At 69.1% G+C, this 23,496-nt stretch carries 23 protein-coding genes; 6 read left to right on the top strand and 17 right to left on the bottom strand.

The window, feature by feature from the left end:
* Positions 1-68: 68 nt before the first annotated feature.
* Positions 69-881 carry a PfkB family carbohydrate kinase gene (locus tag JCR33_RS09805; protein ID WP_198881874.1) on the top strand — a complete coding sequence of 271 codons (813 nt, stop codon included), beginning with the start codon at positions 69-71 and terminating at the stop codon, positions 879-881.
* Positions 878-1,588: a DUF429 domain-containing protein gene (locus tag JCR33_RS09800; RefSeq protein WP_198881873.1), complete on the top strand. Its 711-nt coding sequence runs from the start codon at positions 878-880 to the stop codon at positions 1,586-1,588. Before JCR33_RS09805 ends, JCR33_RS09800 begins: the two co-directional genes overlap by 4 nt.
* Here the strand turns inward: JCR33_RS09800 and JCR33_RS09795 are convergent, their stop codons facing one another.
* The 13 genes from JCR33_RS09795 to JCR33_RS09735 all read right to left on the bottom strand — a co-directional run bounded on the left by JCR33_RS09795 (position 1,589) and on the right by JCR33_RS09735 (position 13,357).
* Positions 1,589-2,890 (bottom strand): branched-chain amino acid ABC transporter permease, encoded by a 1,302-nt coding sequence (locus JCR33_RS09795; protein ID WP_198882205.1) that lies wholly within the window; start codon positions 2,888-2,890, stop codon positions 1,589-1,591.
* Positions 2,890-3,903, bottom strand: a complete 1,014-nt coding sequence (locus tag JCR33_RS09790; protein ID WP_198881872.1) for a branched-chain amino acid ABC transporter permease — start codon at positions 3,901-3,903, stop codon at positions 2,890-2,892. Before JCR33_RS09790 ends, JCR33_RS09795 begins: the two co-directional genes overlap by 1 nt.
* 2 nt (positions 3,904-3,905) lie before the next feature.
* Positions 3,906-4,610, bottom strand: a complete 705-nt coding sequence (locus JCR33_RS09785) for an ABC transporter ATP-binding protein (protein WP_198881871.1) — start codon at positions 4,608-4,610, stop codon at positions 3,906-3,908.
* Positions 4,607-5,410, bottom strand: a complete 804-nt coding sequence (locus JCR33_RS09780) for an ABC transporter ATP-binding protein (RefSeq protein WP_198882204.1) — start codon at positions 5,408-5,410, stop codon at positions 4,607-4,609. The genes JCR33_RS09785 and JCR33_RS09780 overlap by 4 nt, the downstream gene beginning before the upstream one ends.
* 62 nt (positions 5,411-5,472) lie before the next feature.
* Complete coding sequence (locus JCR33_RS09775) at positions 5,473-6,660, bottom strand: ABC transporter substrate-binding protein (RefSeq protein ID WP_198881870.1); 1,188 nt, start codon at positions 6,658-6,660, stop codon at positions 5,473-5,475.
* Between the two features lie 92 nt (positions 6,661-6,752).
* On the bottom strand, positions 6,753-7,520 hold the full coding sequence (locus JCR33_RS09770) for a creatininase (protein ID WP_198881869.1): 768 nt from the start codon (positions 7,518-7,520) through the stop codon (positions 6,753-6,755).
* Between the two features lie 2 nt (positions 7,521-7,522).
* The gene (locus JCR33_RS09765; protein WP_332461157.1) at positions 7,523-8,242 is read right to left on the bottom strand and encodes an urea carboxylase-associated family protein; all 720 of its coding nucleotides are present in this window, start codon (positions 8,240-8,242) and stop codon (positions 7,523-7,525) included.
* Between the two features lie 11 nt (positions 8,243-8,253).
* Positions 8,254-9,027 (bottom strand): SDR family NAD(P)-dependent oxidoreductase, encoded by a 774-nt coding sequence (locus tag JCR33_RS09760; RefSeq protein ID WP_198881868.1) that lies wholly within the window; start codon positions 9,025-9,027, stop codon positions 8,254-8,256.
* A gap of 11 nt (positions 9,028-9,038) precedes the next feature.
* Positions 9,039-9,758, bottom strand: coding sequence for an SDR family NAD(P)-dependent oxidoreductase (locus JCR33_RS09755; protein ID WP_198881867.1), 720 nt, complete (start codon positions 9,756-9,758; stop codon positions 9,039-9,041).
* The gene (locus JCR33_RS09750) at positions 9,758-10,624 is read right to left on the bottom strand and encodes an ABC transporter ATP-binding protein (RefSeq protein ID WP_198881866.1); all 867 of its coding nucleotides are present in this window, start codon (positions 10,622-10,624) and stop codon (positions 9,758-9,760) included. The genes JCR33_RS09755 and JCR33_RS09750 overlap by 1 nt, the downstream gene beginning before the upstream one ends.
* Positions 10,624-11,445, bottom strand: coding sequence for an ABC transporter permease (locus JCR33_RS09745; protein ID WP_198881865.1), 822 nt, complete (start codon positions 11,443-11,445; stop codon positions 10,624-10,626). Before JCR33_RS09745 ends, JCR33_RS09750 begins: the two co-directional genes overlap by 1 nt.
* A gap of 60 nt (positions 11,446-11,505) precedes the next feature.
* Positions 11,506-12,573, bottom strand: coding sequence for a putative urea ABC transporter substrate-binding protein (locus tag JCR33_RS09740; protein ID WP_198881864.1), 1,068 nt, complete (start codon positions 12,571-12,573; stop codon positions 11,506-11,508).
* 22 nt (positions 12,574-12,595) lie between these two features.
* A complete protein-coding gene (locus JCR33_RS09735; RefSeq protein WP_198881863.1) occupies positions 12,596-13,357 on the bottom strand; it encodes a creatininase family protein in 762 nt (253 codons plus the stop codon).
* A gap of 126 nt (positions 13,358-13,483) precedes the next feature.
* Here JCR33_RS09735 and JCR33_RS09730 point away from each other — a divergent pair, with 126 nt between their 5' ends.
* On the top strand, positions 13,484-14,884 hold the full coding sequence (locus tag JCR33_RS09730) for a glutamine synthetase (protein WP_198881862.1): 1,401 nt from the start codon (positions 13,484-13,486) through the stop codon (positions 14,882-14,884).
* A 4-nt stretch (positions 14,885-14,888) separates the two neighbouring features.
* On the opposite strand, the gene JCR33_RS09725 is transcribed toward JCR33_RS09730, so the two are convergent.
* The 4 genes from JCR33_RS09725 to JCR33_RS09710 form a co-directional block, all read right to left on the bottom strand.
* Positions 14,889-15,701: a transporter gene (locus JCR33_RS09725; RefSeq protein ID WP_232372479.1), complete on the bottom strand. Its 813-nt coding sequence runs from the start codon at positions 15,699-15,701 to the stop codon at positions 14,889-14,891.
* Between the two features lie 133 nt (positions 15,702-15,834).
* Entirely contained in the window at positions 15,835-16,617 is a 783-nt protein-coding gene (locus JCR33_RS09720; protein ID WP_211110194.1) for a hypothetical protein, read from the bottom strand.
* Positions 16,618-16,701: 84 nt separating this feature from the next.
* Positions 16,702-17,697 (bottom strand): HAD family hydrolase, encoded by a 996-nt coding sequence (locus tag JCR33_RS09715; protein WP_198881860.1) that lies wholly within the window; start codon positions 17,695-17,697, stop codon positions 16,702-16,704.
* A 78-nt stretch (positions 17,698-17,775) separates the two neighbouring features.
* The gene (locus JCR33_RS09710; RefSeq protein ID WP_408628754.1) at positions 17,776-19,410 is read right to left on the bottom strand and encodes an arylsulfatase; all 1,635 of its coding nucleotides are present in this window, start codon (positions 19,408-19,410) and stop codon (positions 17,776-17,778) included.
* Positions 19,411-19,997: 587 nt separating this feature from the next.
* On the opposite strand from JCR33_RS09710, the gene JCR33_RS09705 reads away from it, so the two are divergent.
* The 3 genes from JCR33_RS09705 (at position 19,998) to JCR33_RS09695 (ending at position 23,275) form a co-directional block, all read left to right on the top strand.
* Positions 19,998-21,023, top strand: a complete 1,026-nt coding sequence (locus JCR33_RS09705) for a helix-turn-helix domain-containing protein (protein ID WP_211110193.1) — start codon at positions 19,998-20,000, stop codon at positions 21,021-21,023.
* A gap of 32 nt (positions 21,024-21,055) precedes the next feature.
* The gene (locus JCR33_RS09700; protein WP_198881857.1) at positions 21,056-21,982 is read left to right on the top strand and encodes a LysR family transcriptional regulator; all 927 of its coding nucleotides are present in this window, start codon (positions 21,056-21,058) and stop codon (positions 21,980-21,982) included.
* 252 nt (positions 21,983-22,234) lie between these two features.
* The gene (locus JCR33_RS09695; protein WP_198881856.1) at positions 22,235-23,275 is read left to right on the top strand and encodes a hypothetical protein; all 1,041 of its coding nucleotides are present in this window, start codon (positions 22,235-22,237) and stop codon (positions 23,273-23,275) included.
* Positions 23,276-23,496 lie beyond the last annotated feature (221 nt).

Here is a 23,496-nt window from a genome sequence, read left to right as displayed (position 1 = left end):
CTCCCAGATGGTTGGTCGTGTTCGGTCCTGCTATCGTCCCGCCCGTCAAGTCAACCAAGGGACGGATAATGTCGGCGAAGACGGTGGTTGCGATCTCCTCGTTCGTGATGCGGGGGGTGGTGGGGCTGCGCGCCATCACCTTCGCGCTGGAGCGGCGGGGGGCGCGGGTGTGGCCGGTGGCGACCGTGACGATGCCGTGGCATCCGGGTCTCGGCCCCTCCACCCGTTCGCGACCGGCGGACTTCGCCACCCATCTCGACGAGCTCGCCACCAAAGCCGCCGAGGTCGACGCCGTGCTGACGGGCTACTTCGCGAGCGCCGACCAGGTGGCCGCCGCCGCCCGCTTCATCGATGCGGTGCGCGCCGCGCGCAGCGACGCGCTGGTGCTGGTCGACCCGGTGACGGGCGACGAGCGCGGCCGCTACGTGCCCGACGCCGTGGCCGACGCGATCGGCAGCGCGCTGCTCCCGCGCGCCGACATCGCCACCCCCAACGCCAACGAGCTGCGCGACCTCGCGCGCGCGAGCGAGGCGGAGGATGATCTCGCCGCAGTCGCCCGCCGCCTCGGTCCGCCGGAGGTGGTGGTGACGTCGGGCGTGGAGCGGCCCGGCGCGATCGGGGCGATGCTCGTGACCCCGACCGCCACGACGGTGGTGGAGCACACCGCGATCACCCCCGCCCCGCGCGGCACGGGCGACCTCTTCTCGGCGGTGCTCCTGTCCGCCCGGCTCGGCGGCGCCACGCCGGAGGCGGCGTTGCGCGAGGCGGCGGCGGCGACGCTCGGGGTGATCCTCGCCTCCGACGCGGAAGTGCTCGCGCTCGCGGAGGGGCAGGAGGCGATCGCCAAGCCGCCGCTCGACCTCGTCCGCGCCGTCGCGTGAGGGTCGCGGGGGTCGACGGCTGCCGCCTCGGCTGGGCGGTGGTGGAGGTCGCGGCGGCGGGCCCGCCCGATCCCCTTCTGCGCCTCGTCCCCGACGCGGCGGCGCTCGTCGCCTCCGGCATGGTGGTCGCGATCGACATCCCGCTCGGGCTGCCGGAGCGGATCAGCGGGCCAGGGCGGGCCGCCGAGAAGGCGGTTCGCCCCCTCCTCGGCCCGCGCCAGTCCTCGATCTTCTCGATGCCGGGCCGCGCCGCGATCTATGCCGCGACCTACGGCGAAGCGTGCGCGGCGGCGCTCGCCGCCTCCGACCCGCCGCGCAAGGTGAGCCGGCAGGCGTTCCAGATCTTCCCCAAGGTGCGCGAGCTCGACGCTCTCCTCTCTCCCGACAACCAAGGCCGCATCTTCGAGTGTCACGCCGAGGTCGCCTTCTGGCGCCTCAACGGCGAGCGGGCGATGCCGACGGCGAAGCGGGTGAAGGGAGTGCCGACGCGCGAGGGCCTCGCCGAGCGCATCGCGCTCCTCGTGCGCCTCGGCTTTCCGGCGGACTTCTTCGACCGGGCGCGCCCCACCGGGCTGCCGCTCGTCGACGCGGTGGACGCGGCGGCGATCGCGCTCATCGCGCGCCGCTGCGCCGCCGGCGAGGCCACCCCCTTCCCCGACCCGCCGGAATGCGACGAGCGCGGCCTGCGGGTGGCGATCTGGGCCTGATCAGGTGCGGTCGGTCTCCGGAATGATGCCGCGCGGCGCGAAGCGCAGGACGAGGAGCAGCACGACCCCCATCACCACATGGCGCATCTGGGCGGCGTTGCTCATGAGGTGCTGGCGCACCGGCGAGGCGTCCCCGAGCCAGCTCGTGGCGACGTCGATCACCATGCCGCCGATCGGCTCGGCCTCGACCCAGGCGAACCAGATGAGGAACGCCCCGAGCGTCGCCCCCCAGTTGTTGCCCGAGCCGCCCACGATGACCATCACCCAGATGAGGAAGGTGAAGCGGAGCGGCTGATAGGTGCCGGGGGTGAACTGGCCGTCGAGCGTGACGAGCATCGCCCCGGCGAGGCCGATCACCCCGGAGCCGATCACGAACACGAGGAGGTGGAGCCGCTTCACGTCCTTGCCCATCGCCTCGGCGGCGGTCTCGTTGTCGCGCACCGCCCGCATCATGCGGCCCCAAGGCGAGGCGAGCGCCCGCTCCGCGAGCCACAGGATGACGGCGAGGAAGAGGGTGAAGAGGCCGACATAGCAGCCCTTGACGATGAGCGAGGAGAGCTCCACCGCACCGATCGGCAGCGTGGCGGCGAGGCTCTGGAACCAGTCCGCCTCGCGCAGCCCGACCTCGTAGGGGACCGGCCGCGGCAGGCCCACCACGTTCTTCACGCCGCGCGACAGCCAGTCCTCGTTCATCATCACCGCGACGATGATCTCCGACACGCCGAGGGTGGCGATGGCGAGATAGTCGGCGCGCAGCCCCAGCGCGATCTTGCCAATCAGGAAGGCCGCGCCGGCGGCGAGCAGCCCGCCGACGATCCAGGCGAGGACCACCGGCAGCCCCAGGCCGCCGAGGAAGCCGGTGAACGACGGGTCGACCGCCTCGATGGCGTCGGTGGCGGGCTCCAGAACGTCGGCGACGGCCCAGATGCCGACGGCGACGACGACGCCCGTCGCCACGATCCGCGCGACGCGTTCGGCGAAGATGCGGCGGGCGGCGATCGCCAGCGCGGCCGTCGCGATCGCGATGAGCACCGCGAAGAGCACGCCCGGCCCGCCGACCGCCCACGCCTCCGGCACCGGCGGCGCGCTGACGAGCACCACGGCGAGCCCACCGAGGGCGGAGAAGCCCATGACGCCGAAATTGACGAGCCCCGCATAGCCCCACTGCATGTTGACGCCGAGCGCCATCACCGCCGAGACGAGGCAGAGGTTCATGATGGAGAAGGCGAGCGACCAGCTCTGCAGCACCCCGACGAGGACGAGGAGCAAGAAGAAGATGACGAACGGCAGGACGGTGCGCATCAACCGGACCTCCTGTTGAAGATGCCGGCAGGCCGGATCAGCAGCGTGATGACGAGGATCACGAAGGCCACCGCGAACTTGTACTCGGTGCCGAGGAGCTGGGCGAGACCGTCGGGCATCCACGCGTCGGGCAGCATGTGGCCGAGGAAACGCTTGTAGGCGTAGGTGAGGAGCACCTCGGCGAAGGCGATGAGGTAGCCGCCGACGATCGCCCCTACCGGGCTGCCGAGCCCGCCGACGATCGCCGCGGCGAAGATCGGCAACAGGATCTCCTGGAACACGAAGGGCTTGTAGCTCTTGTCGAGCCCGTAGAGGGTGCCGGCGATGACGGCGAGGGTCGCCGACAGCGTCCAGGCGATGAGGACGACGCGTCCGGCGTCGATGCCCGACAGCGTCGCGAGATCCTCGTTGTCGGCGTAGGCGCGCATCGACTTGCCGGTGCGCGTGCGCGTCAGAAACAGGAAGAGGAGGACGCAGCACACCACCGCCGCCACCACGGTGATGACCTGGGTGGTCTTGATGGCGAGACCTTCGCGCAGCCCGGTGAGGTCGCGGAAGTCGCGGGCGGAGATGAGGAAGCGCTCGCCGTCGGTGAAGATCTGATCGTTGGGGCCGATGAGGAAGCGGATCAGCCCCGCCATCACGAACATCACGCCGATGGAGACGATGATGAAGATCACCTGGTCGGATCGCTTGTGGCGGTAGAAGCGGTAGACGAAGCGGTCGGTGAGGAGGACGACGCCGACGGTGACGAGGATCGCCACGGGCAGCGCGAGGAGCGCCGTCGGCAGCGGGTCGATGGAGACGCCGTTCGCCTGGAGGATCCAGGTGACGAAGATCGCGATCATGGCGCCGAACGACATCGTCTCGCCGTGGGCGAAGTTGGAGAAGCGCAGCACGCCGAAGACGAGAGTCACGCCCAGCGCGCCGAGGGCGAGCTGGCTGCCGTAGGCGATGCCCGGCACGAGGGCGAAGTTCGCAAGGACGACGAGCGCGTTGAGGAGACCGTCCACGTTCAGCCTCCGAGGAAGGTGCGGCGGACCTCCGGGTTGGCGAGCAGCGCCTCCCCGGTGTCGGTGTAGGCGTTGGTGCCGTGCTGGAGGACGTAGCCGCGGGTGGCGATCTCGAGCGCCTGCTTGGCGTTCTGCTCCACCATGAGCACGGCGATGCCGGTGCGGGCGATCTCGATGATGCGGTCGAACAGCTCGTCCATCACGATGGGGGAGACGCCGGCGGTGGGCTCGTCGAGCATCAGGACGGTGGGCTTCGTCATCAGCGCGCGGCCGACGGCGACCTGCTGGCGCTGGCCGCCGGAGAGCTCGCCCGCCGGCTGCCGCCGCTTCTCCTTGAGGATCGGGAAGAGGCCGTAGACCTCCTCCATGGTGCCGGAGATGTCGTCGCGCCGCAGGAAGGCGCCCATCTCCAAATTCTCCTCCACCGTCAGCGTGGGGAAGACGTTGCGCACCTGCGGCACGAAGCTCATGCCCTCGGCGACGCGCTCGGTTGGCTTCAGCTTGGTGAGGTCGCGGCCGTCGAGCGTCACCGACCCCTCGCGCAGCGCGAGCATGCCGAAAACGGCCTTCATGGCGGTGGACTTGCCGGCGCCGTTGGGGCCGACGATGACGGCGATCTCGCCCTTGTCGGCCTCCACGGTGCAGCCGTTGAGGATGTCGTCGTTGCCGTAGCCGCCGCGCATCCCTTCGGCCTTGAGAAAGCTCATGCCTCCCCTCCCGCGGCGGGAGCGGACTTCGGGCGGGCATGCTTGGAGCCGGTGCCGAGATAGGCCTCGATGACGGCCTCGTTGGCGAGGATCTCCGCGGCGGTGCCTTCGGCGAGATGGGCGCCCTCGGCCATGACGATCACCGGATCGCAGAGGCGGGCGATGAAGTCCATGTCGTGCTCGATGACGCAGAAGGTGTAGCCCTCGTCGCGGTGAAGGCGCTGGATCACGTCGGCGATGGTGTTGAGAAGGGTGCGGTTCACCCCGGCGCCCACCTCGTCGAGGAACACGATCTTGGCGTCGACCATCATGGTGCGGCCGAGCTCGAGGAGCTTCTTCTGGCCGCCGGAGAGGTTGCCGGCGCGCTCGGTGGCAAGGTGCGACAGGGTGAGGAAGTCGAGCACCTCGTCGGCGCGCCGGGCGATGGCGGCGTCGCGGGCGGCGACGCGGCCGGGGCGGAACCAGGCGTTGAGAAGGTTCTCGCCGGGCTGCTCGGCGGGAACCATCATGAGGTTCTCGCGCACCGAGAGGGAGTGGAACTCCTGGGCGAGCTGGAAGGTGCGTAGGAGGCCGCGGCCGAACAGCTCGTGGGGGGCGAGCCCCGTCACGTCCTCGCCGTCGAGCCAGACGGTGCCGGAGGTCGGCGTGTAGTGGCCCGCGATGATGTTGAAGAGGGTGGTCTTACCGGCCCCGTTCGGACCGATGAGGCCGGTGATCGTGCCGCGCTTGATCTGCAGCGTGACGTCGCGCACGGCGTGGATGCCGCCGAACCACTTCGACAGGTGGTCGACGGCGACCATCGCCTCGGGCGCAGCGACGGGGTGATCGGCCCGGGTGTCCCGGGCCGATGCGGTCTCGGAGATCAACGGTACTGTACCGTCTCGATCTTGCCGTCCTTGATCTCGATTTCGCGGAAGTTGCCGGCGCTCTCGCCCGGACCGATCAGCTCCACCGAGGAGGCGCCGACATAGTCCACGTCGCCGCCGCCGGCGAGAATCTCGAGCGCCTTGGCGAGGTCGCCCGGCATGATCTCCTCGCCCGGCGCGTTGGCGACGTCCATGATCTTCGTCTTGTACTCGGCGGGGTCGGTGGAGCCGGCGGCCTGCATGGCGAGCATGATGAGGGCGGCGGCGTCGTAGGCCTCCGGAGCGTAGACGCCGGGCTTGGAGCCGGCCGCCTCGATCAGCTTGGCGAAGATCTCGGCGCCGTTGGAATCGGTGCCCGGCATCACACCGAAGGAGCCGTCGAGGTCGGGGCCGATGGCGTCGACGAGCGCCTCGCCGACCATGCCGTCGGGCAGCAGGAAGGTGTCGAACGCGCCCGAATCGAGCGAAGCCTGGATGATGCCCTTGCCGCCCTGGTCGAGGTAGCCGGCCACCACCAGCATCTCGCCGCCGGCCGCCGCCAGCGCCGCGACTTCGGCGGAGTAGTCGCCCTTGCCGTCCTCGTGGGGGGCGTTGATGGTGATCGTGCCGCCGGCCTTCTCGACGGCCCCCGCGATGGCGTCGGCGAGACCCTTGCCGTAGTCGTTGTTGGTGTAGGTGAGCGCCACCTCCTTGATGCCGCGCTCGGTCAGCATGTCGGCGATGATCTCGCCCTGACGTGCGTCGGACGGGGCGGTGCGGAAGAAGAGGCCGTTGTCCTCCACCGTGGAGAGGGCCGGCGACGTGGCGGACGGGGAAATCATTACCACGCCGTTCGGCAGGGCCGCATTCTGCAGCGCCGCGGTGGTCGCGCCGGAGCACATGGCGCCGACGATGCCCGCGACGCCATCGGAGGTAATGAGGCGCTCGGCGGCGGCCGTCGCGGCGCCGGCGTCGATACAGGTGGAATCGCCGCGGACGGCGGTGACGGTGGTGCCGTCGAGCAGCTTGCCGGATTCCGATACCTCGGAGATCGCGAGCTCGGCACCGGAGGCGATGTCGGGCGCGAGGCTCTCGAGCGGGCCGGTGAATCCGAGCAGCACGCCGATCTTGGCATCGTCGGCCAGAGCCGGGGTGGCCGCGGCGAGCGCGGCGGCACCGATGAGCGCCATCATGCTGGTCTTCATGGAGAACTCCCCTGTTCGCCTATTCTTGCGTGTGGCAAGGGTGAGCACAGCCTTCCCACCTTCGCAAGGCGGATCACGCGTCGCCCTTTGCCTCAGGCGCCGAACACCTTGCGAATGTCGGCGACGATGCCCTTCACGCAGTCGCCCGCGATCCGCGCCCCGTACTCCGCCCGCGCCCGGTTGGGCGGCGACAGGGCGCCCGAGGGCGGCACCCCCTCCCGCGTGGCGGGAAAGATGTCGTAGGCGGGAAAGTCCCCGGCGCTCTCGTTGGGCAGCTTGCTCATGTCGACGAGGTCGGGGCGGAAGTGGAGCATCAGCGAGGTCTCGATGAGCGCGGCATGCTCCAGCTCCATCCCCGGATAGCCGTCGGGGAACAGGGCGTCGATGGTCTCGCGGGTCATGTAGTCCCAATATTCGAACCGCATCACGCGCACGTCGTCGACGCCGAGCATCTTGGCGTCCTTGAGGGCCATGTCGATGCCCTCGAAGGTGAACATCATGTTCTCGTAGTGCCCGTTGCACACCACGATCTTCTTGGCCCCGTGCGCGATGAAGGCGGTGAGCACGTCGCGGATGACGTGCATCAGCGTCACCGGCGACAGGCTGGTGGTGCCGGGATAGGTCTGGCCGCCGCCCATGCGCATCTGCGAGCGGGCGCCGTAGAGCACCGGCTCGGCGACGATCGCGCCGAGCTCCTCCGCCGCCCGCTCCGCGACGAGGGCGGGAAGGTAGCGGTCGACGCCGAGCGGCAGGTGGTAGGAGTGCTGCTCGATCGAGCCCACCGGCAGGATCACCACCGCGCCGGCCTTGATGCGCTTCTCGTATTCGGGCCAGGCCATGTCGGCCATTCGCACGGTCATGATCAGGCCTCCGCCAGCACTTCGAGATGGGCGTCGACGGGGGCGAGGCCCGCGCCGTTGATCGGCACGATGTCCTGCGGGCAGGCGGACACGGCGTAGACGAGGTCCATCTCCGCCCGGAAGGTCACGCTGTCGCCCGGCTTCGACACGGTGGGCTCCCAGCCGATCGAGTGGTCCGGCCGCACCGGGATGTTCATGAAGAGGTTGAAGGGCGAGGGCACCTCCGCGACGGGAAAGCCGATCGCCACCAGTGCCATCCTGAGATTGTCGGTGCAGCTGTCGTGGTAGCCCTCTACGCCGAGATTGCGGTAGCGCCAGATATCGCAGGCGGCGATGATGGTGTCGTGGATGCCGGGCGAGGTGTCTTCCAGGAAGGTGAGGATCGGCCGGCGCTTGTTGGTCATGAGGCCGTCGCCGGGCTTAGGGATGATGCCGTTGATCCCTTGGCGCATGTGCTCCATGGACATGAACTCGGTCGGGTCGGCGGCGTTGAAGGCCCAGGAATCGACGACCTGCGTGCCGTGGGTGTTGATCACCCGCACCTGCTCGCCCTTCTTGAGGCGCACGGCGAGGCCCTGGCGGGCGGGCACCGTGTAGCGCTTGCCGATCTCGGGCGTCCCGTCGAGCGAGACCGGGTGCTTCAGCGTGGTGTTGCCGGTGGAGGCGAGCTCGTCCTCCGTAGGCCAGAACGCGCCGGGGCCAAAGCCGTCGTGGGGCTGCACATCGTTCTCCTTCAGGCCTGGAACTTGCCGCGGTCCACATGGACCGCCTGGCCGGTGATGTTGGCGGCGAGATCGCTCGCGAGGAACAGGTAGAGGCCGGCGACGTCGGCGGGCTCCATCACGCCCTTGATGTCCTGCCCGGCCTCGATCTCGGCGGTCATCTCCGCCTCGGTGACGCCGCGCCGCTCGGCCATCGTGCGCAGCGTGCGCATCGCCGGCTCGGTGCCGACCCAGCCGGGGCACACCGCGTTGACGCGGATGCCGCTTTCGGCGAGCTCGCGCGACCAGGAGCGGGTGAGGCCGATGACGGCGTGCTTGGAGGCGGCGTAGGCGGAGTAGCCGCCCGGCGCGTAGCGGCCCCATTCGGAGGCGGTGTTCACGATCACCCCGCCGGGCTTCATCATCGGCAGCATGGCGTGGGTGACGCGGAACATCCCGGTCACGTTGATGTCCATGATGGTGGACACCATGGCGACGGCGGAGGGGTCGTCGAGCCGCGTCTCGCGCTCGAGGCCCGCATTGTTGACGAGGATGTCGAGCGGGCCGAAGCGGCGCAGCGCGCCGGCGACGCTCGCCGCCTCGCGCACGTCGCAGACGATGGAGCCGACGTCGGTGCCGTGGGCCTCCTCCAGGCGCCGGGCGGCGTCCACCACCTCCTGCGTCTCGGCGAGCAGGGTGACCTTGGCGCCGGCCGTGACGAAGGCCTCGGCGACGGCGTAGCCGATGCCGCGGCTCGACCCCGTCACCAGCGTGGCCTTGTCGGCGATCCCCGGCAGCATGACCATCGGCCCCTCCCTCAATACATGGCGGCGCCGCCGTTCACGTCCACGACGGAGCCCGTCATGAAGGCGGAATCGGCGCTGGCGAGAAAGGCGACGGCGCGGGCGATGTCGCCAGCCTCGCCGAGGCGGGCGAGCGGGATGCCCTCCGCCGTCGCCTTCAGCTCGGCATATTGGCGCTCGCGGCGCAGCATGTCGGTGTCCGTCGGGCCGGGGGCGACGGCGTTGACGAGCACGCGCGGCGCGAGCTCGCGCGCCCAGGAGCGCGTGAGGCTGATGACGCCGCCCTTGGAGGCGCAATAGGGCGAATATTCGGACCGGCCGAGATGGGCGAGCTCGGAGGCGATGTTGATGATGCGCCCGGGCGAGGTGCCCGCGGGCCGGGTCACGAAGTGGCGCGCGGCCTCGCGCCCGGCGAGGAAGACGCCCCGGAGGTTCACCGCGATCACCCGGTCGAAGTCGGCCGCGGTGGTGTCGAGCAGCGGCTTTTCGATGACGATGCCGGCGTTGTTCACGAGCACGTCGAGCCCGCCGAGGATGTCGGCGGCCCAGGCGACGGCGCCGACCACGTCGGCCTCGTCGGTCATGTCGGTACGGCGCGCCATGGTCTGCGTGCCGTCGAAGTCGATGTCGACCGCCGCGACGCGCGCTCCGCGTGCGGCGAGCTCGCGCACGATCGCCGCGCCGATCCCTCGAGCGCCCCCCGTCACGAGGGCGCGCACTCCCGTCAATTCCATCAAACGACCGCCTTCAGCCCCTCCGCGACCTCGTCGGATATCACGGCGTCGCCGGCCCGGGCACGCCACTGCGCGAAGATCGCGCGCATGGAGTGGGCGTCCTCCCCGTCGCCCTCGCCCTCCACCACCGAGAGCGGCGGCTTCTTGGCGGGGTCGAGGCGGATGTCCTCGGTGATCGTCGAGCCGTAGGCCTCCGGTGCCTGCGGATCGCGGCGGCGCTTGTCGACCATCAGGATGCGCGTGCCGAGGGTGAACGCCTCCTGGATGTCGTGGGTGACCATCACGATGGTCATCTTGTTCTTCTGCCAGAGGTCGAGGATGAGGCGATGCATCGCCTTCTTGGTGGACTGGTCGAGCGCGCCGAAAGGCTCGTCGAGAAGCAGCACCTTGGGCTCCATGATGAGCGCCTGGGCGATGGCGAGGCGCTGCTGCATGCCGCCGGACAGCTGCGTCGGATATTTGTCGAGATGGGCGGCGAGGCCCACCTCGTCGAGGAGCGCCAGCGCCCGCTCGCGCAGCGCCCGGCGCTTCTGCCCCCACATCCGCCCCGTCACCGGCGCGGCGGCGAGCTGCGGCCCCATCATGACGTTGGCGAGCACCGTCTTGTGCGGAAACACCGAGTAGCGCTGGAAGACGACGCCGCGGTCGGGCTGAGGCTCGGAGTCGATGGGCTTGCCGTCGATCAGCACCTCCCCGCGCGTCGCCGCCTCCTGCGACAGGAGGATGCGCAGGAGCGTGGTCTTGCCGGCGCCGGACGGGCCGAGCACCACGCAGAACTCGTGGTCGGGCAGCTCCACCGACACGTTGTCGAGAATGGTGGCCGCGCCGTATTCCTTGGTGAGGTGGCGGATCGCGATGTGGGTCATCAGGCGCCCCGACCGATGTGGTACCAGCGGGAGGAGGCGCGCGAGGCGAGCACCAGCCCGTAGTCCATCAGGAAAGCCAGCAAGGTGATCCAGGCGACGTAGGGCAGGATCACGTCCATCGACAGATAGCGGCGGACGAGGAAGATGCGGTAGCCGAGCCCGCCCTCCGACGCGATCGCCTCCGCCGCGATGAGGAAGAGCCAGGTCGCGCCGAGGGAGAGGCGCAGCGAATCGAAGAGGCGCGGCAGCACCTGCGGAAAGACGACGAGCGTCATCATCTGCCAGGTGGAGGCGCCGAGCGTCTGCGCCTTGACGATCTGCTCGCGCGGGATCTGCGCCACGGTGAGCGCGACGTCGCGGGCGAGGAAGGGGGCGACGCCGAACACGATGAGGACGATCTTGGAGGTTTCGCCGAGGCCGAAGATGATGAAGAGGATCGGCAGCACCGCGAGCGGCGGGATCAGCGAGAAGGCGGAGATGAACGCCCCGAACGCGCTCCGCAGGTAGGGCAGGAAGCCGACCGGGATGCCGACCACGATGCACAGCACCGTGGAGATGGCGAGGCCGACGAAGATCCGCTGCAGGCTGATCGCCGTGTCGGTCCAGAAGACGTACTCGCCGGTGCGCCGATTCTCCTGGAAGGCGAGCCGATCGATGGCGTCGGCGAAGGTGCCGAAGGACGGCATCAGCTTGTCGGACGGATTGTCGGCGAGCCGCACCTCCGAGCCGATGGCGTAGATCACGAGGACCAGCGCGAACGGCAGCAGCGCGAGGAGGATCGCGGACGGGCGGGACGGAACGTAGTTGATGGCGCGTTTCATGGTGCCTGCCGCGCTACTCCGCGAGAGGGACCGGCCCCGGCACGCCGGAGCCGGGACGGATCAGAGCTCGCCGTCGACGGCCATCTTGGTGAACGTCGAGTTGATGCGAAGCTTCACATTGTTCTCGTCGCCGAGCACGGAGCCGTCGGGGAACTCGATGCCGACGAAGTTCTCGTCCGGCGCGCTCTCGCCGAAGAGGCCGACCTCGAAGGAGAACTTGCGCACGAAGTCCCAGGTGGTCTTGTGCTGGTCGGAGGTCATGAACTCGAGCGCCTCGGCGGGCGTATAGTACATCTTGGTGGAATCGAGCTGGGCCTTGTAGTCCTCCACCGAGCCGCCCGACATGTCGGCGAGCTCGGCGATCATCTTCTCGGCCGCGTCGTCGCCGCCCGACATGATCTCCATCGCCTCGTACCAGGCGCCGACCACCGCCTTGATGAAGGCCGGGTCCTCGTCCACCGTCTCGGTGTGGAACAGCATCACGTCGACGATCTCCTCGGGGGTCGAGGAGGAATCGAACACCATGGTGGAGCCCTCGACGCCGTTCTTCATGGCGAGGAGCATCGGGTTCCAGGCGACCGCGTGCTTCACCTCGTCGGAGCCGATATAGGCGGGGGCGATGTCGGCGTCGGTGATGTTCACCGTGTTGACGTCGCGCAGGGAGAGGCCGTTCTCCTCGAGCGCGCGCGACAGGAGATAGTGCGACACGGTGAGCTCGAAGAGGTGGATCGTCTCGCCCTTGAGGGCGGTGACGCTGTCGAGCGTCTTCGACAGGATGCCGTCGTTGCCGTTGGAGTAGTCGCCGACGAGGGCGATGGTGGTGTCGACACCGCCGGCGGCGGGGATGGTCAGCCCGTCCATGGAGGCGACGGCCATCGCGTCGAGGTCGCCGGCGACGAACTGGTTGATGCCGCCGACATAGTCGTTCACCTGGATCATCTCGATCTTGACGCCGTACTTCTCGGCCCACTTGTCGAGGATGCCGGTCTCGGCCATCCAGCCGTAGGGCATGAAGCCGACATAGATGTTGTAGCCGACCCTATAGGTCTTCTCCTGCGCCAGGGCGCCCGCAACCGGGGCGGTGAGGAGCGCGGCGCCGGCGGCGAGCGCGATGATCAGTCGCTTCATGGGGGGCAACCTCGTTGGTGAACTAATGGGTGGCATCGCCCGGCCCCGGCGGCACTGCGGGCCAGTCTTCCGCGAGCGCTTCGGTCAGCCATTCGGCGAGATCGGTGACGATGGTCTCCACCATCATCGCCCCATCCTCGGCGCTCGCCTCGGAGGGGGCACCGACGACGCCGGTCGGCGTGGTGGCGGGCATCGCGTAGGAGAAGTGCGTTCCAGGGGTCACGTCCGGCACGTCGAAGGCGTGCTCCATGCGCACCATCTCCGGGCGCAGGTGGAGGAGGATCGAGGTCTCGCCGCGGTTGGCGTGGATGTCGGCCCCGTCGCGCCAATAGAGCGCGCCGACGCGGGGGGAGATGTCCCACAGGCCCATGGTGGCGAAGCGCACGTGCGCGAACTCGTAGCGCAGCTGGAGGATGGCGCTCCTCAGCGGCGCGTCGTTGGTGCCGTGGCCGGACAGGAAGAGCAGCTTCTTCAACCCGTTCGCCGCCGCCCAGCGGCCGACCTCCACCGCGACCTGGGTGAGCGTGGTGGGATGCAGCGAGAAGGTGCCGGGCCACTTCGCGGTGTGGCCGAGCGAGCAGCCGTAAGCGAGGCCGGGCAGCACGAACACGTCGGCCTTCTCGGCGGCGAGGGTCGCGAGCGTCTCGGCCGAGATCGTGTCGCAGCCGGCGGCGAGGTGCGGGCCGTGCTGCTCCGTGGCCCCGACGGGCAGGATCGCGAGATCGCGGCCTTTCGCGATCATCGCACCGATCTCCTCGCTCGTCATCAAGTCCCAGCGCGCCATCCGTCCCTCCGCCGATGCTTCGCACGCGTTGCAACGCGCGTGCCATGAAACCGCCGGTGATCGCGACGGGCTGGCCTCGACATTGCTTCGAGGCGGCGAACCGCGATCGATCCACCGAGGCTTCCGATGAACGACCCCCGCCGCGTCGCCGACGTCCGCCGCACGCTTCAGGACGCGGGGGTGAAATATTGCCTCGCGACCTATGTCGACATCCACGGCGTGCCCAAGGCGAAGGCGGTACCGCTGTCCCACTTCGAGAACATGTGCGCCGGCTCGGAGCTCTTCACCGTCGGCGCCATGGAGGGGATGGGGCTGATCGGGCCGGAGAAGGACGAGTGCGCCGTCGTCCCCGACCTCGACAGCCTGATGATCCTGCCGTGGGACACCCGCTTCGCCTGGTTCGCCGGCGACCTCACCTTCCACGGCGCGCCCTACCCCAACTGCAGCCGCACCATCTTGAAGCGCACCCTCGCGGCGGCGCGGGCGGCGGGTTACGGCATGAACCTCGGCGTGGAGACGGAGTTCTACGTGTTCCGCCGCACGGGGGACGACGTCACCGGCGTGCAGGAACGCCAGCATCTCGGCCTCTGCCCCGGCTACGACGTGCATCAGATCATGCAGTCGATGCCCTTCCTCGACCGCATGGTGGAGGCGATGAACGCCCTCGGCTGGGACGTCTACTCGTTCGACGCGGAGGGCGGGCAGGGCCAGCACGAGCTCGACTTCGCCTACGCCGACGCGCTGACGATGTGCGACCGGCTGATCTTCTTCCGCTACATGGCGAAGGCGATCGCCCAGGAGATGGGCCTCGTCGCGAGCTTCATGCCGAAGCCCTTCTCGAGCGACTTCCGCTCCGGCGCCCACTTCAACATGTCGCTCTATCGTCCCGAGACCGGCGACAATCTCTTCGCCGGCGACGGCGATGCGGCCGGGCTCGCGGGGCGCCACGGCATCCCCTTCCCCGACATCGGCTATCACTTCGTGGCGGGTCTCCTGGCGCACGCTCCGGCGCTGACGGCCGTCACCTGCCCCACCCACAACTCCTATAAGGGGCTCGTCGCCCAGGGGCAGATGGCCGACATGAGCTGGGCGCCCGTTCTCACCGCCTACGGCAAGAACAACCGCTCGGCGATGCTGCGCCTGCCGATGAACCGGCCGTGCGTGGAGAACCGCGCGCCGGACATTGCCTGCAACTTCTATCTCGGGGCGGCGCTGTCGCTGGCGGCAGGTCTCGAGGGCGTCGCCGCGGCGGCCGACCCGGGCGCGCCGATGAACGACAACCTCTATCTGAAGCTCGGCGCCCCCTCGGCCACCGGCCGGATCGCGCTCGCGGGCGGCGGCAGCGTGATGCGGCTGCCGCGCACCCTCCTCGAGGCGCTCCAGGCGTTCGAGACCGACCCCTTGGTGCCGGCGACGCTCGGCGAGGAGATGGCCGGCATCTTCCTCGACTGGAAGCTCAAGGAGTGGGACCGCGACTTCTACGCCGTCGACGCCGGCGAGCGGGCGCGGATGGTGGAGTTCCTCTGAGGCGCTACTTCGGGAAGAGCAGCGTCATCGTCGCGCGCACGCCCCAGTCCGGACCGTCCTTCGGCCGGTTGGCGTAGACGCGGCCGCCGAGCTGGAAGCTCATCGGCTGCTGCCCGGCGGAGAACACCTTGGTGTACATGACGTTGATCGGCACGGTCGCCTGATCCGAGTTCCAGTCGAACGTCGTTTCGGAGTTCAGCGTCAGCGTCTGACCGTGGCCGAAGGCGTAGGAGAGGAAGGGCTGGACGAAGGTGGAGTTCACCTCGGTGTTGTCGTCGAGGCTCCAGATGTGGTTCGCGAGCGTGCCGATCGTCCACGCCCCCTCCTGCAGCAGCGCCACGCCGGTGGGGCCGAGACCGACCTGACCGGTGCCGAGGAGCTTGTCCGTCGCCGTCGGCAGGTAGATCACCGGCCCGAGGCCCCAGATCAGGCCGCCCGGTCCGGGCGCCTTGGGCGAGAGGAAGAAGCTCTGCGTGGTGTCGCCGAGGCCGAACACGTCGCGGGCGTAGACGTCCGTCACCCAGCGCACCGGGACGATGGTGCGGGAGATCAGGTTCCAGTCCTCGTTGAGGCTGATCGGCAGGACCGGCTGGATGTTCAGCGTCTGGTTGACGCCGTCGCCGTCCGGCCCGAGGCCGAAGTCGATGTTGTACTGAAACGGCACACTGATGAGGCTGGCGACGGGGTTGGAGAGCTTCTTGGCGAGCTCGTCGGCGTCCTGCGCCGCGGCGGCCGATACCGTCAGCAGCGCTCCGACGGCGAGGACCGCCCTCGCCCATCGACGTCCCGTCCGCCCGGCCATTGCAGCAACGCTCATTGTCATCCCCCCCGTGGCGATCGCGCCGCGCGCTGACCGGCCGCCGACACACAACAAACCCCTCATGCCGGCCGTCGCGGCCGGCATGCTCCACTACGCTCGGGGCCGACAGTGGCTGCCGGCGTCTCCTGCCTCAGAAGCGCAGCACCGCACTAACGACAGGGCCGTGCTCGACCACGTCGTAGGTGAAGTTGCCGTGCGAATAGTCGACGCCGAGCGCGCGGTAGCCGGCGAGGAGCGAGATGTGGTCGGTGACGCGGTAGCCGACGCCACCCATCACGTCCCAGTCGAGGTCGGCGCTGACGCCGAAGCCGCCGATCATCGCCCAGCCCATGACGTACCAGGGCGAGTTCCCCTGGAGCTGGCCCTTCACGCCGACCATCGGATCGACCCACACCTCGTCGCCGGAGACGCTCTGGCTCGGGCCGCCGGGCGGCGTGCCGGTCAGCTTGGCCGAGACGCTCCACAGGCGGGCGCCGGCCATCACGTCGGCCGACGTCTTGCCCTGCTCGAAGACCCGCGCCTCGCCGAGCAGCGTGCCGACCACCACGCTGTTGGTCGCCTTCAGGTAGATGCCGCTACCGGGATCGGTGCCGTCGGCGGAGACGCGCGTATAGACGAGGTCGGCGAACACGCCGAACCGGTCGTAGCGCACCTCGCCGGCGGCCATGAACGCCATGTCGAGGTTCTTGAAGATGTCGCCGAAGCTCGCGTGCACGTCGCCGGGGCCGACGGAGCCCGCGCCCACCCGACCATCGAGGCTCGCGGCCCACAGATATGCGCCTCCGGCGACGCTCCACCGGCTGTCGAACACCTCCGGCGCGGGCGGCTCCGGTGCCGGCGGCGTGAGATCGGCAGCGGCCGCCGACCCAGCCCACAGCACCAGGATTGGAAGTGCTTTCAACCAGCGATACATCACTCTGTTCCTTCCGAACACGACGGCCCAAGCGACCTCTCGGAGGGCGACAAGTTCTCTTCGAGGTCGCTCGACTCTTACAACTTATTCGGCCGGAAAGATCGTCTTCCAGTCATCTTTCATGCTGATGAGCGTCCATCCTTCTTGCGGTGCGGCATCCAGAGCACGGTCGAGCTTGCCGAAGTGAGACTTGCGGTCGTAGGCGAACTCGCGAGCGGCATCGTCGTGGTGCACGATCATGCCGAGACGGCGGCCGTCCGCGGACGTGGTCCACTCGAGCATCTCGAAATCGCCGTCGGAATTGCCGAAGGCGGCGATGGGGCGCTTGCCGATGTGGCTCTCGATGCCGACGGGCTTGCCGGGTCCGTCGTCGTTGAAGTTGAGCTCGGCCTCCCGCATGATCTTGGGTGCGCCGTCGGTGTCGTCATATTTCAGAGCGATCGACGACCCGACCACGTTGGGCGGGGCGATGCCGTAGACCGTTTCCGTCCAGGGCCGCATGAAAGCGATGCCGCCGCCCGAGACGATGAAGACGTCGAACTCGTTGGCCTTGAGGTAGGCGATGAGCTCCAGCATCGGCTGGAAGATCATCTCGGTGCTGAGCTTGCCGGTCTTCGCATTCTTCGCCGTCGCCATCCAGTCGGTGACGATCTCGGTGAACGCGTCCGTCGACATGCCCGCATGGGTCGCGGCGATGATCTCGAGCAGGCCCTTGTGCCCGGAGGCGGCGAGCGCCTCGAGATTGCCGTCGAGGACCGACTTGAAGGGCTCCTCGTCCTTCCACTCCGGGTGCTCGGGGGCGAGCGCCTTGACCCGGTCGAGCGCGAAGGCGAGCTGCACGTACATCGGCTGCTCGCTCCACAGCGTTCCGTCGTTGTCGAAGGTCGCGATGCGATCGGCCGGCGCGACGTAGTCCGGTCCGCCCTCGGTGGTGATGGCGGTCATGAAATCGACGATGGCCGTCTTCGTGGCTCCCTCGTTCCACGACGGCAAAGGATCGGTGTCGGCGAGAGCGAACCCCGTCGAGGTGACGACCACGGCGAGCGCCGCGAGCACCGACAAAAAGCGATTTTTGCGCATTGTTGTTGCCCCCTGAAGGGTTGAAATTTGGGAGGCTCCGCCCCGTGCGACGACGGGACGGAGCGGATCGTCGAAGCCTCAGTTGCCGGTGGGCAGGCCGATGCTCACGCCACCCTTGGCGAGCTGCTCACGCGCCCACTGGAAGCGCTGATAGGCGGTGATGGTGAGGGGACCGGTGTAGGTCTCGCTCTGCAGCTTGCGGGGCGGATACTTCACGTAGCTCTTGAGGAGCTTTGCCACCACTTCGTTCGCCGACACCGTCGTCCAGGTGCTCTCGGTGAAGGTGGTCATGAAGATGTCGTAGCGCTCCTGCGGGTCGGCGAGGAGGTTGAACACCTGCGGCACCGTCGCGATGTAGCTCGAGGCACCCTTCCAGCCGAGGTTGGTGTCGACCGAGAGGCCACCGGTCGCGGCACCATCGTCACCACGAAGGTTGAACACGTACTTGAACATGCCCACGCGCACCGCACCCGGGGAAAGCTCGTCCTCGGTGAAGTAGAACCACTCCGTACGCGGGTCTTCGCCCGTGCCGGTCCACACCGGGGTCATGTCGTAGCTGTCGAAGATGATCGGCTCGCCGGCGCGATCCTTCTCGGGCAGCGTGGTGCCGGCGACGGAGGCGAAGGTCGCCATCAGGTCGAGACCGCCGCTGATGTCGTGGTTGACGACGCCACCCTTGACGTGGCCCGGCCAGCGCACGATCGCGGGAACGCGGTTGCCGCCTTCACGCACGGTGCCCTTGGTGCCGCGGAACGGGGTGTAGCCGGAGTCGGGGTACACGTCCTGCCAGGCACCGTTGTCGACGGTGTAGAACACCAGCGTGTTGTCGGCGAGACCGAGCTCGTCGAGCTTCTTCAGAACGTTGCCCACGCGGGTGTCGAGCTCGATCACCGCGTCCGCATAGTCGGTCTTGATGGTGGACTTGCCCTCGAACTCCGGCGCCGGGATGTTCGGCTGGTGGTTCTTCATGAAGTTGACGTTGATGAAGAACGGCTCGGAGGGGTCCTTGGCGGCGTCTTCGAGGAACTCGACGGCGGCCTGCTCGACGTACTTGTCGAGATAGGGAATGCCGACCACGCCCTTGTCCGGGGTGTCGACGTATTCGCCGTTGACCTTGAAGACTTCCTTGGCGGCCTCACCGGCGTTACCGGACAGTGCGCCCTTGGTGACCTTCTGGAACATCTCGCGCTGTTCCGCGGACATCGCCTTGTGCCACTTGGGGTCGGTGTAGGTGTAGGCGTTGAGGTGATAAAGGAAGGCGTACTTCATCACGTCGTAGCCCTGGGCGTTGGGGAGCGCATAGTCGCTCTCGCCGAGGTGCCACTTGCCGGTGAAGTAGGTCTTGTAGCCTGCTTCCTTCAGCACCGAGCCGAGGGTCCATTCCGCGGCCGGAAGACCGCCGCCCTGGCCCTGGAACGCCACCGTCGTCATGCCCGAACGGTTCGGGATGCGGCCGGTCTGGATCGCGGCGCGGCCGGGGGTGCAGCTCGGCTGGCCGTAGAAGTTGGTGAAGGTCATGCCTTCGGCGGCGAGCTCGTCGAAGTTCGGGGTCGGCATGCCGCGCCCTTCGCCGCCGAGATAGGGACCGAGGTCACCCCAACCGGTGTCGTCGGACACGATCAGGAGAATGTTCGGCTTCTTCGCGTCCTGAGCCATGGCCGGCCCGCCGACCGCTGTCGCGATCGCGGCCGCCCATACTAACGTTCTCATCATAACTCTCTATCCCTCGTTCCGTGTTCTGTCGGCACACACCCGCCGACCGTTGCCCGGCCACCGCTCGTGTCGTGCCGGCTGCGTGTTGATCCACGAAAGGGCCGGCCATGGCGCGCCGACCCCCTCTTCCCATTCCGGCGACGACACACGAAGCGCCCCGCGCGGCGATGCGACCGTGTCGTTTCGGAGGGTCCGGCCGCCGCGGATCGGGCGGCCCGAGACGTCATGCGTCGCGTTCGCAAGCGCCGTGTCGTGAGGTGCGATCGTGCGGCCGGAGGTCGGCCCGATCACGGCCCGGGCGACGGTGCCGACGGGCCGGGTCGCGCAATCGCGGCGCGGCGCCTCTCGCGCGTACGCACCGCATCCCCGGCCCTGCTGATTGTTGGCTTTAAATACTTTGGCTAAGTCTACTTTTACGGCAACAGCCATCGCACAACCTACACGTTTCTCCGGCTGCGGCCGGTGCTCTAGCGTGTCGAGCAGCGGGACCATTGCCAGTGTTTATACAAAGAGCTTAGCATATTGCGTCATTCGGAGAGCGATATTTGTCCGATACCAATGCGATCGCGCTGACCCGGGCACGCGGCTTGGGGCCTCTCCCCGCGATGCTGGAAGAGCGCGCCGGCCATCGCATGTTGGAGCGGATCTTCCGGAGCGAAGGCGTCCCGCTCGGCGTCATCGACGAACCCCACACGCCGGTCCCTATTTCGGCGATTCAGGGGATTTTCGCCCGTACCGGCCAGCTCCTCGAGGACCGCACCTTCGGGCTGCAGGTGGGCGAGCGCATGCGCTCCACCGGCTTCGGCATGTGGGTGGAGTATGCCCTTGCCGCGGACGATCTGCGCAGCGGCCTGATACGCCTCACCAAGACGAGCTGGAACCAGCAGACGGTGGGCCACATGGAGCTTGCCGACGGGGCAGACCACACGCTGCTGCGCTACGTCCCGCCGCGTCTCAAGGGGCCGAGCATGCACCACTCCGACCACGTGATCATGCCGATGATCGACTTCGCCCGCCAGTTTCTCGGAGCACAGTGGCGCCCCCAGACGGTCGACGTGAACTACGGGTCCGATCGGACCGCCGACCTCCTCCAAGAGCACCTCGGCGTGCCGATCCGGTTCGATCGGCCGGGCGTGGGCATTCAGCTGTCGCAGCGCGAGCTGGCGCAGCGCCGCACCACACCCTTCGGCGAGAGCCGGCGGCTGGTGACGCTGCGCGAGCTGGCGGCCGACACGGTGCTCGCCAACGCGCCGGAGCCCGCCCGCGCGATCTCGGCGATCGTCGCCCTGCGCCTGCTCGACGGGCGCACCGACATCGACGGCGCCGCCCGTCTCGCCGGCCTCAGCGTGCAGGGGCTGCAGCGGCGCCTGCGCCACATCGGCTACACCTATCGCGAGATCGTCGAAGTCGCCCGCCACGCGCGCGCGGCGAGCCTGCTGCGCGAGACGACGCTTCCCGTCGTCGATATCGCGCTGAGCCTCGGCTACGAGGAGCATCCGAGCTTCACCCGCGCGTTCAAGCGGTGGACGCAGCTGCCGCCGTCCGAATATCGCAAGGTGACCGTCGGCGACCCTCGGACGAGAGCGATTGCTCGACGTTCGACCGAGGAGTAGTTTTCCCCCGCTCATCGTTCGAGGAAATCGGTATGGCAACCGTCGGAACGCCGACGCTGGACCAGCTGCGCGTCTTCCTCGCGGTCGTCGAGGCGGGGAGTTTCGCGGGGGCGGCACGGCGGCTCCACCGCGCCACCTCGGTGGTGAGCTACACCATCGCCAACCTCGAAACCCAGCTCGGCCTCGTCCTCTTCGACCGCCACGGCACGCGCAAGCCGCAGCTCACCGACGCCGGGCGGATGGTGCTCGCCGAGGCGCGCGCGATCCTCAACGGCGTCGACAATCTGCGCGCCAGGAGCCGCAGCATCCTCGAAGGTCTCGAGGCGGAGCTGCATGTGGTGATCGACGTGATGCTGCCGGAAGAGCGGCTGGTCGACGCGCTGACGAGCTTCAGCGAGCGCTTCCCAACGGTGCTTCTCCACCTCTATGTCGAGACGCTCGGCGCGGTGACGAAGCTCGTGCTCGACCGGGTCGCCACCATCGGTGTGACGGGGCCGCTGGAGGCGATGGACGGGTTGGAGCGGGTGCGGGTGGGCCAGGTGCCGATGATCCCGGTCGCCGCCCCCGGCCATCCGCTGACCGAGGCCTCGGCCGACCGGCCCGGCGCGGGGCGCGACCACGTCCAGCTGGTGCTCACCGACCGCTCGGAGCTGACGCGGGGGCGCGAGTTCGCCGTGATGAGCAGCCGCACCTGGCGGCTCGGCGACCTCGGCGCCAAGCACATGCTGCTGAAGGCCGGCATCGGCTGGGGCAACATGCCCGAGCCGATGATCCGCGACGATCTCGCCCAAGGCCGCCTCGTGCGCCTCGAGATGCCCGACACCATCGCCGCGGACTACGTGATGGACGTGGTCTACCGCACCGATACGCCGCCCGGCCCGGCGGGCGCGTGGCTCGTGGAGCGCTTCCGCGCTCAGGCCGCCGCCGACTGGCCGGTGGGCGCCGATCCCACGCGGTAACTCCCGCACCGGCGCCGCTTCCCAAACCGCGGAGTTCTCACTATACTCGGCGTGCGTGAAGTATTTCTGGTGTTTTTATCCGTACTTTGACCAGCCGTTCTCCATTGAACTTTATTGTATTGTGTAAAAATTTCTTGCCGTTTTTGTTAAACTGTTGGATTGCGCCATGATGTTGCCGTATTCGGCGTGGGAGTGCCGGTGTCTGCGCCGGCCGGGCCCGATGCCGTTCCCTGCTCTTCTCGGAACTTGGCCGTGAGCGCGGCGTGGGAGGTGGTCGGCCGCGGGCCGGCCGCGGCGCTGGCGGCCGCCGTGTTCGCCAATGCCGGCCAAGCCGTCGAGCGCGCGAGCCTCGCCGCCCTCGGTGGCGACGGTCACCATGTGCTCGTGTCGGAAGCGACGCTCCGCGCCATCGCCCGCCGCCTCGGCAACGAGATGGCCGCGGCGATCCTGAAGGCGGGGCAGCCGATCGCCGAGCGCCGCCAGATGTGGGGGGCGGGACCGGCGGCACGGATCGCGTGCCGCGGCGTGCTCGTCACCTCCGCCGATCTCGTCGCCGCCCTCGCCCGCCATCCCGCGGCACCGGCGCCGGGTTCGGGCGCGGGGGGCGGTGCCACCGTCGCGGTCTTCGCCCGCGGCCGGCGCGCCAACGGTGGCGCCCTCCTCGGGACCCGGCGGATGGTGGAGTGGTCGGGGCTCGCCGCGGCGCTGTCGTGCGAGCCGGTCATGCACGTGGTGGCGGGCCCGGGCGGCTGGGCGACCATCGCCCGCCACCCGGCGAACGGGGTGGTGATGCAGGTGGTGTGCGCCGGCGGCGACACGGCGAGCGCCACGGGCATCGCCCACCACGCGCTGGAGGTGGTGACGGGGTCCGGCGCCGCCGTTCTACACACGCCGCCGCACCGCTCCACGCCGGCGGCGCCGCAGTTCGGCGACAGCTCCGTGCTCTGTCTCGGGGAGGAGCGGATGGCGCTCGACCCGCTGGCGGGCGACGGTCTCGGCCACGTCCTCTTCGCCGCCGAGGCCTATGCCGGCCTCGCGCGTCAGGACCTTGCGGGCCAGCTCGCCGCCCGGCGCCGGATGGACCGGCAGCTTGCCGACCGCTTCACCGCCCACCTCGTTCTCGCCGAGCGCTACTACGGCGCCATCGCCCATCCCGCCGACTGGCGCTCCGAAGTGGCCGCGATGGCGAACGCCCGCGCCGGCCTCGAGAGGTGGCGTGGCGCGGCGGCCTGGTTCGGCTCCCGCCTCGCCGGCGGGGGCCTTCCGACCCCACTCCTCAGCGCGTTCGAGTAGGCCGCGGAGCACCTGCGGGCAGCGGCCGGCCGCGCCGTCGACGGCCGTGCGACCGGCGAAGCGCCGACCGACGATCACCGTGGTGCCGCGAGGATGCCGGGGCGCTGCTGGGATGCCGGGCCCCGCTGGGGTGCCGGTGCGCTGCCGGAATGCCAGGGCGCCGCCGAGGTGCCTGGGTTCCCCGGAATGCCGAAGCGCCGCCTGAATGCCAGGGCGCCGCC

The sequence above is a fragment of the Acuticoccus mangrovi genome, assembly GCF_016411865.1.
Classification (GTDB): Bacteria; Pseudomonadota; Alphaproteobacteria; order Rhizobiales; family Amorphaceae; genus Acuticoccus; species Acuticoccus mangrovi.
Note: the sequence above shows the minus strand (reverse complement) of the source record. Positions and strands in the feature narration are given on the sequence as shown.

Coding starts and splice junctions, on each gene's coding strand:
- JCR33_RS09755 (WP_198881867.1), bottom strand. CDS start 9,758: ATGGAATTGACGGGAGTGCGCGCCCTCGTGACGGGGGGCGCTCGAGGG.
- JCR33_RS09715 (WP_198881860.1), bottom strand. CDS start 17,697: ATGCGCAAAAATCGCTTTTTGTCGGTGCTCGCGGCGCTCGCCGTGGTC.
- JCR33_RS09725 (WP_232372479.1), bottom strand. CDS start 15,701: ATGAGCGTTGCTGCAATGGCCGGGCGGACGGGACGTCGATGGGCGAGG.
- JCR33_RS09770 (WP_198881869.1), bottom strand. CDS start 7,520: ATGACCGTGCGAATGGCCGACATGGCCTGGCCCGAATACGAGAAGCGC.
- JCR33_RS09775 (WP_198881870.1), bottom strand. CDS start 6,660: ATGAAGACCAGCATGATGGCGCTCATCGGTGCCGCCGCGCTCGCCGCG.
- JCR33_RS09735 (WP_198881863.1), bottom strand. CDS start 13,357: ATGGCGCGCTGGGACTTGATGACGAGCGAGGAGATCGGTGCGATGATC.
- JCR33_RS09730 (WP_198881862.1), top strand. CDS start 13,484: ATGAACGACCCCCGCCGCGTCGCCGACGTCCGCCGCACGCTTCAGGAC.
- JCR33_RS09700 (WP_198881857.1), top strand. CDS start 21,056: ATGGCAACCGTCGGAACGCCGACGCTGGACCAGCTGCGCGTCTTCCTC.
- JCR33_RS09750 (WP_198881866.1), bottom strand. CDS start 10,624: ATGACCCACATCGCGATCCGCCACCTCACCAAGGAATACGGCGCGGCC.
- JCR33_RS09780 (WP_198882204.1), bottom strand. CDS start 5,410: ATGGTCGCCGTCGACCACCTGTCGAAGTGGTTCGGCGGCATCCACGCC.
- JCR33_RS09760 (WP_198881868.1), bottom strand. CDS start 9,027: ATGGTCATGCTGCCGGGGATCGCCGACAAGGCCACGCTGGTGACGGGG.
- JCR33_RS09805 (WP_198881874.1), top strand. CDS start 69: ATGTCGGCGAAGACGGTGGTTGCGATCTCCTCGTTCGTGATGCGGGGG.
- JCR33_RS09795 (WP_198882205.1), bottom strand. CDS start 2,890: ATGCGCACCGTCCTGCCGTTCGTCATCTTCTTCTTGCTCCTCGTCCTC.
- JCR33_RS09785 (WP_198881871.1), bottom strand. CDS start 4,610: ATGAGCTTTCTCAAGGCCGAAGGGATGCGCGGCGGCTACGGCAACGAC.
- JCR33_RS09740 (WP_198881864.1), bottom strand. CDS start 12,573: ATGAAGCGACTGATCATCGCGCTCGCCGCCGGCGCCGCGCTCCTCACC.
- JCR33_RS09745 (WP_198881865.1), bottom strand. CDS start 11,445: ATGAAACGCGCCATCAACTACGTTCCGTCCCGCCCGTCCGCGATCCTC.
- JCR33_RS09710 (WP_408628754.1), bottom strand. CDS start 19,410: ATGATGAGAACGTTAGTATGGGCGGCCGCGATCGCGACAGCGGTCGGC.
- JCR33_RS09720 (WP_211110194.1), bottom strand. CDS start 16,617: ATGTATCGCTGGTTGAAAGCACTTCCAATCCTGGTGCTGTGGGCTGGG.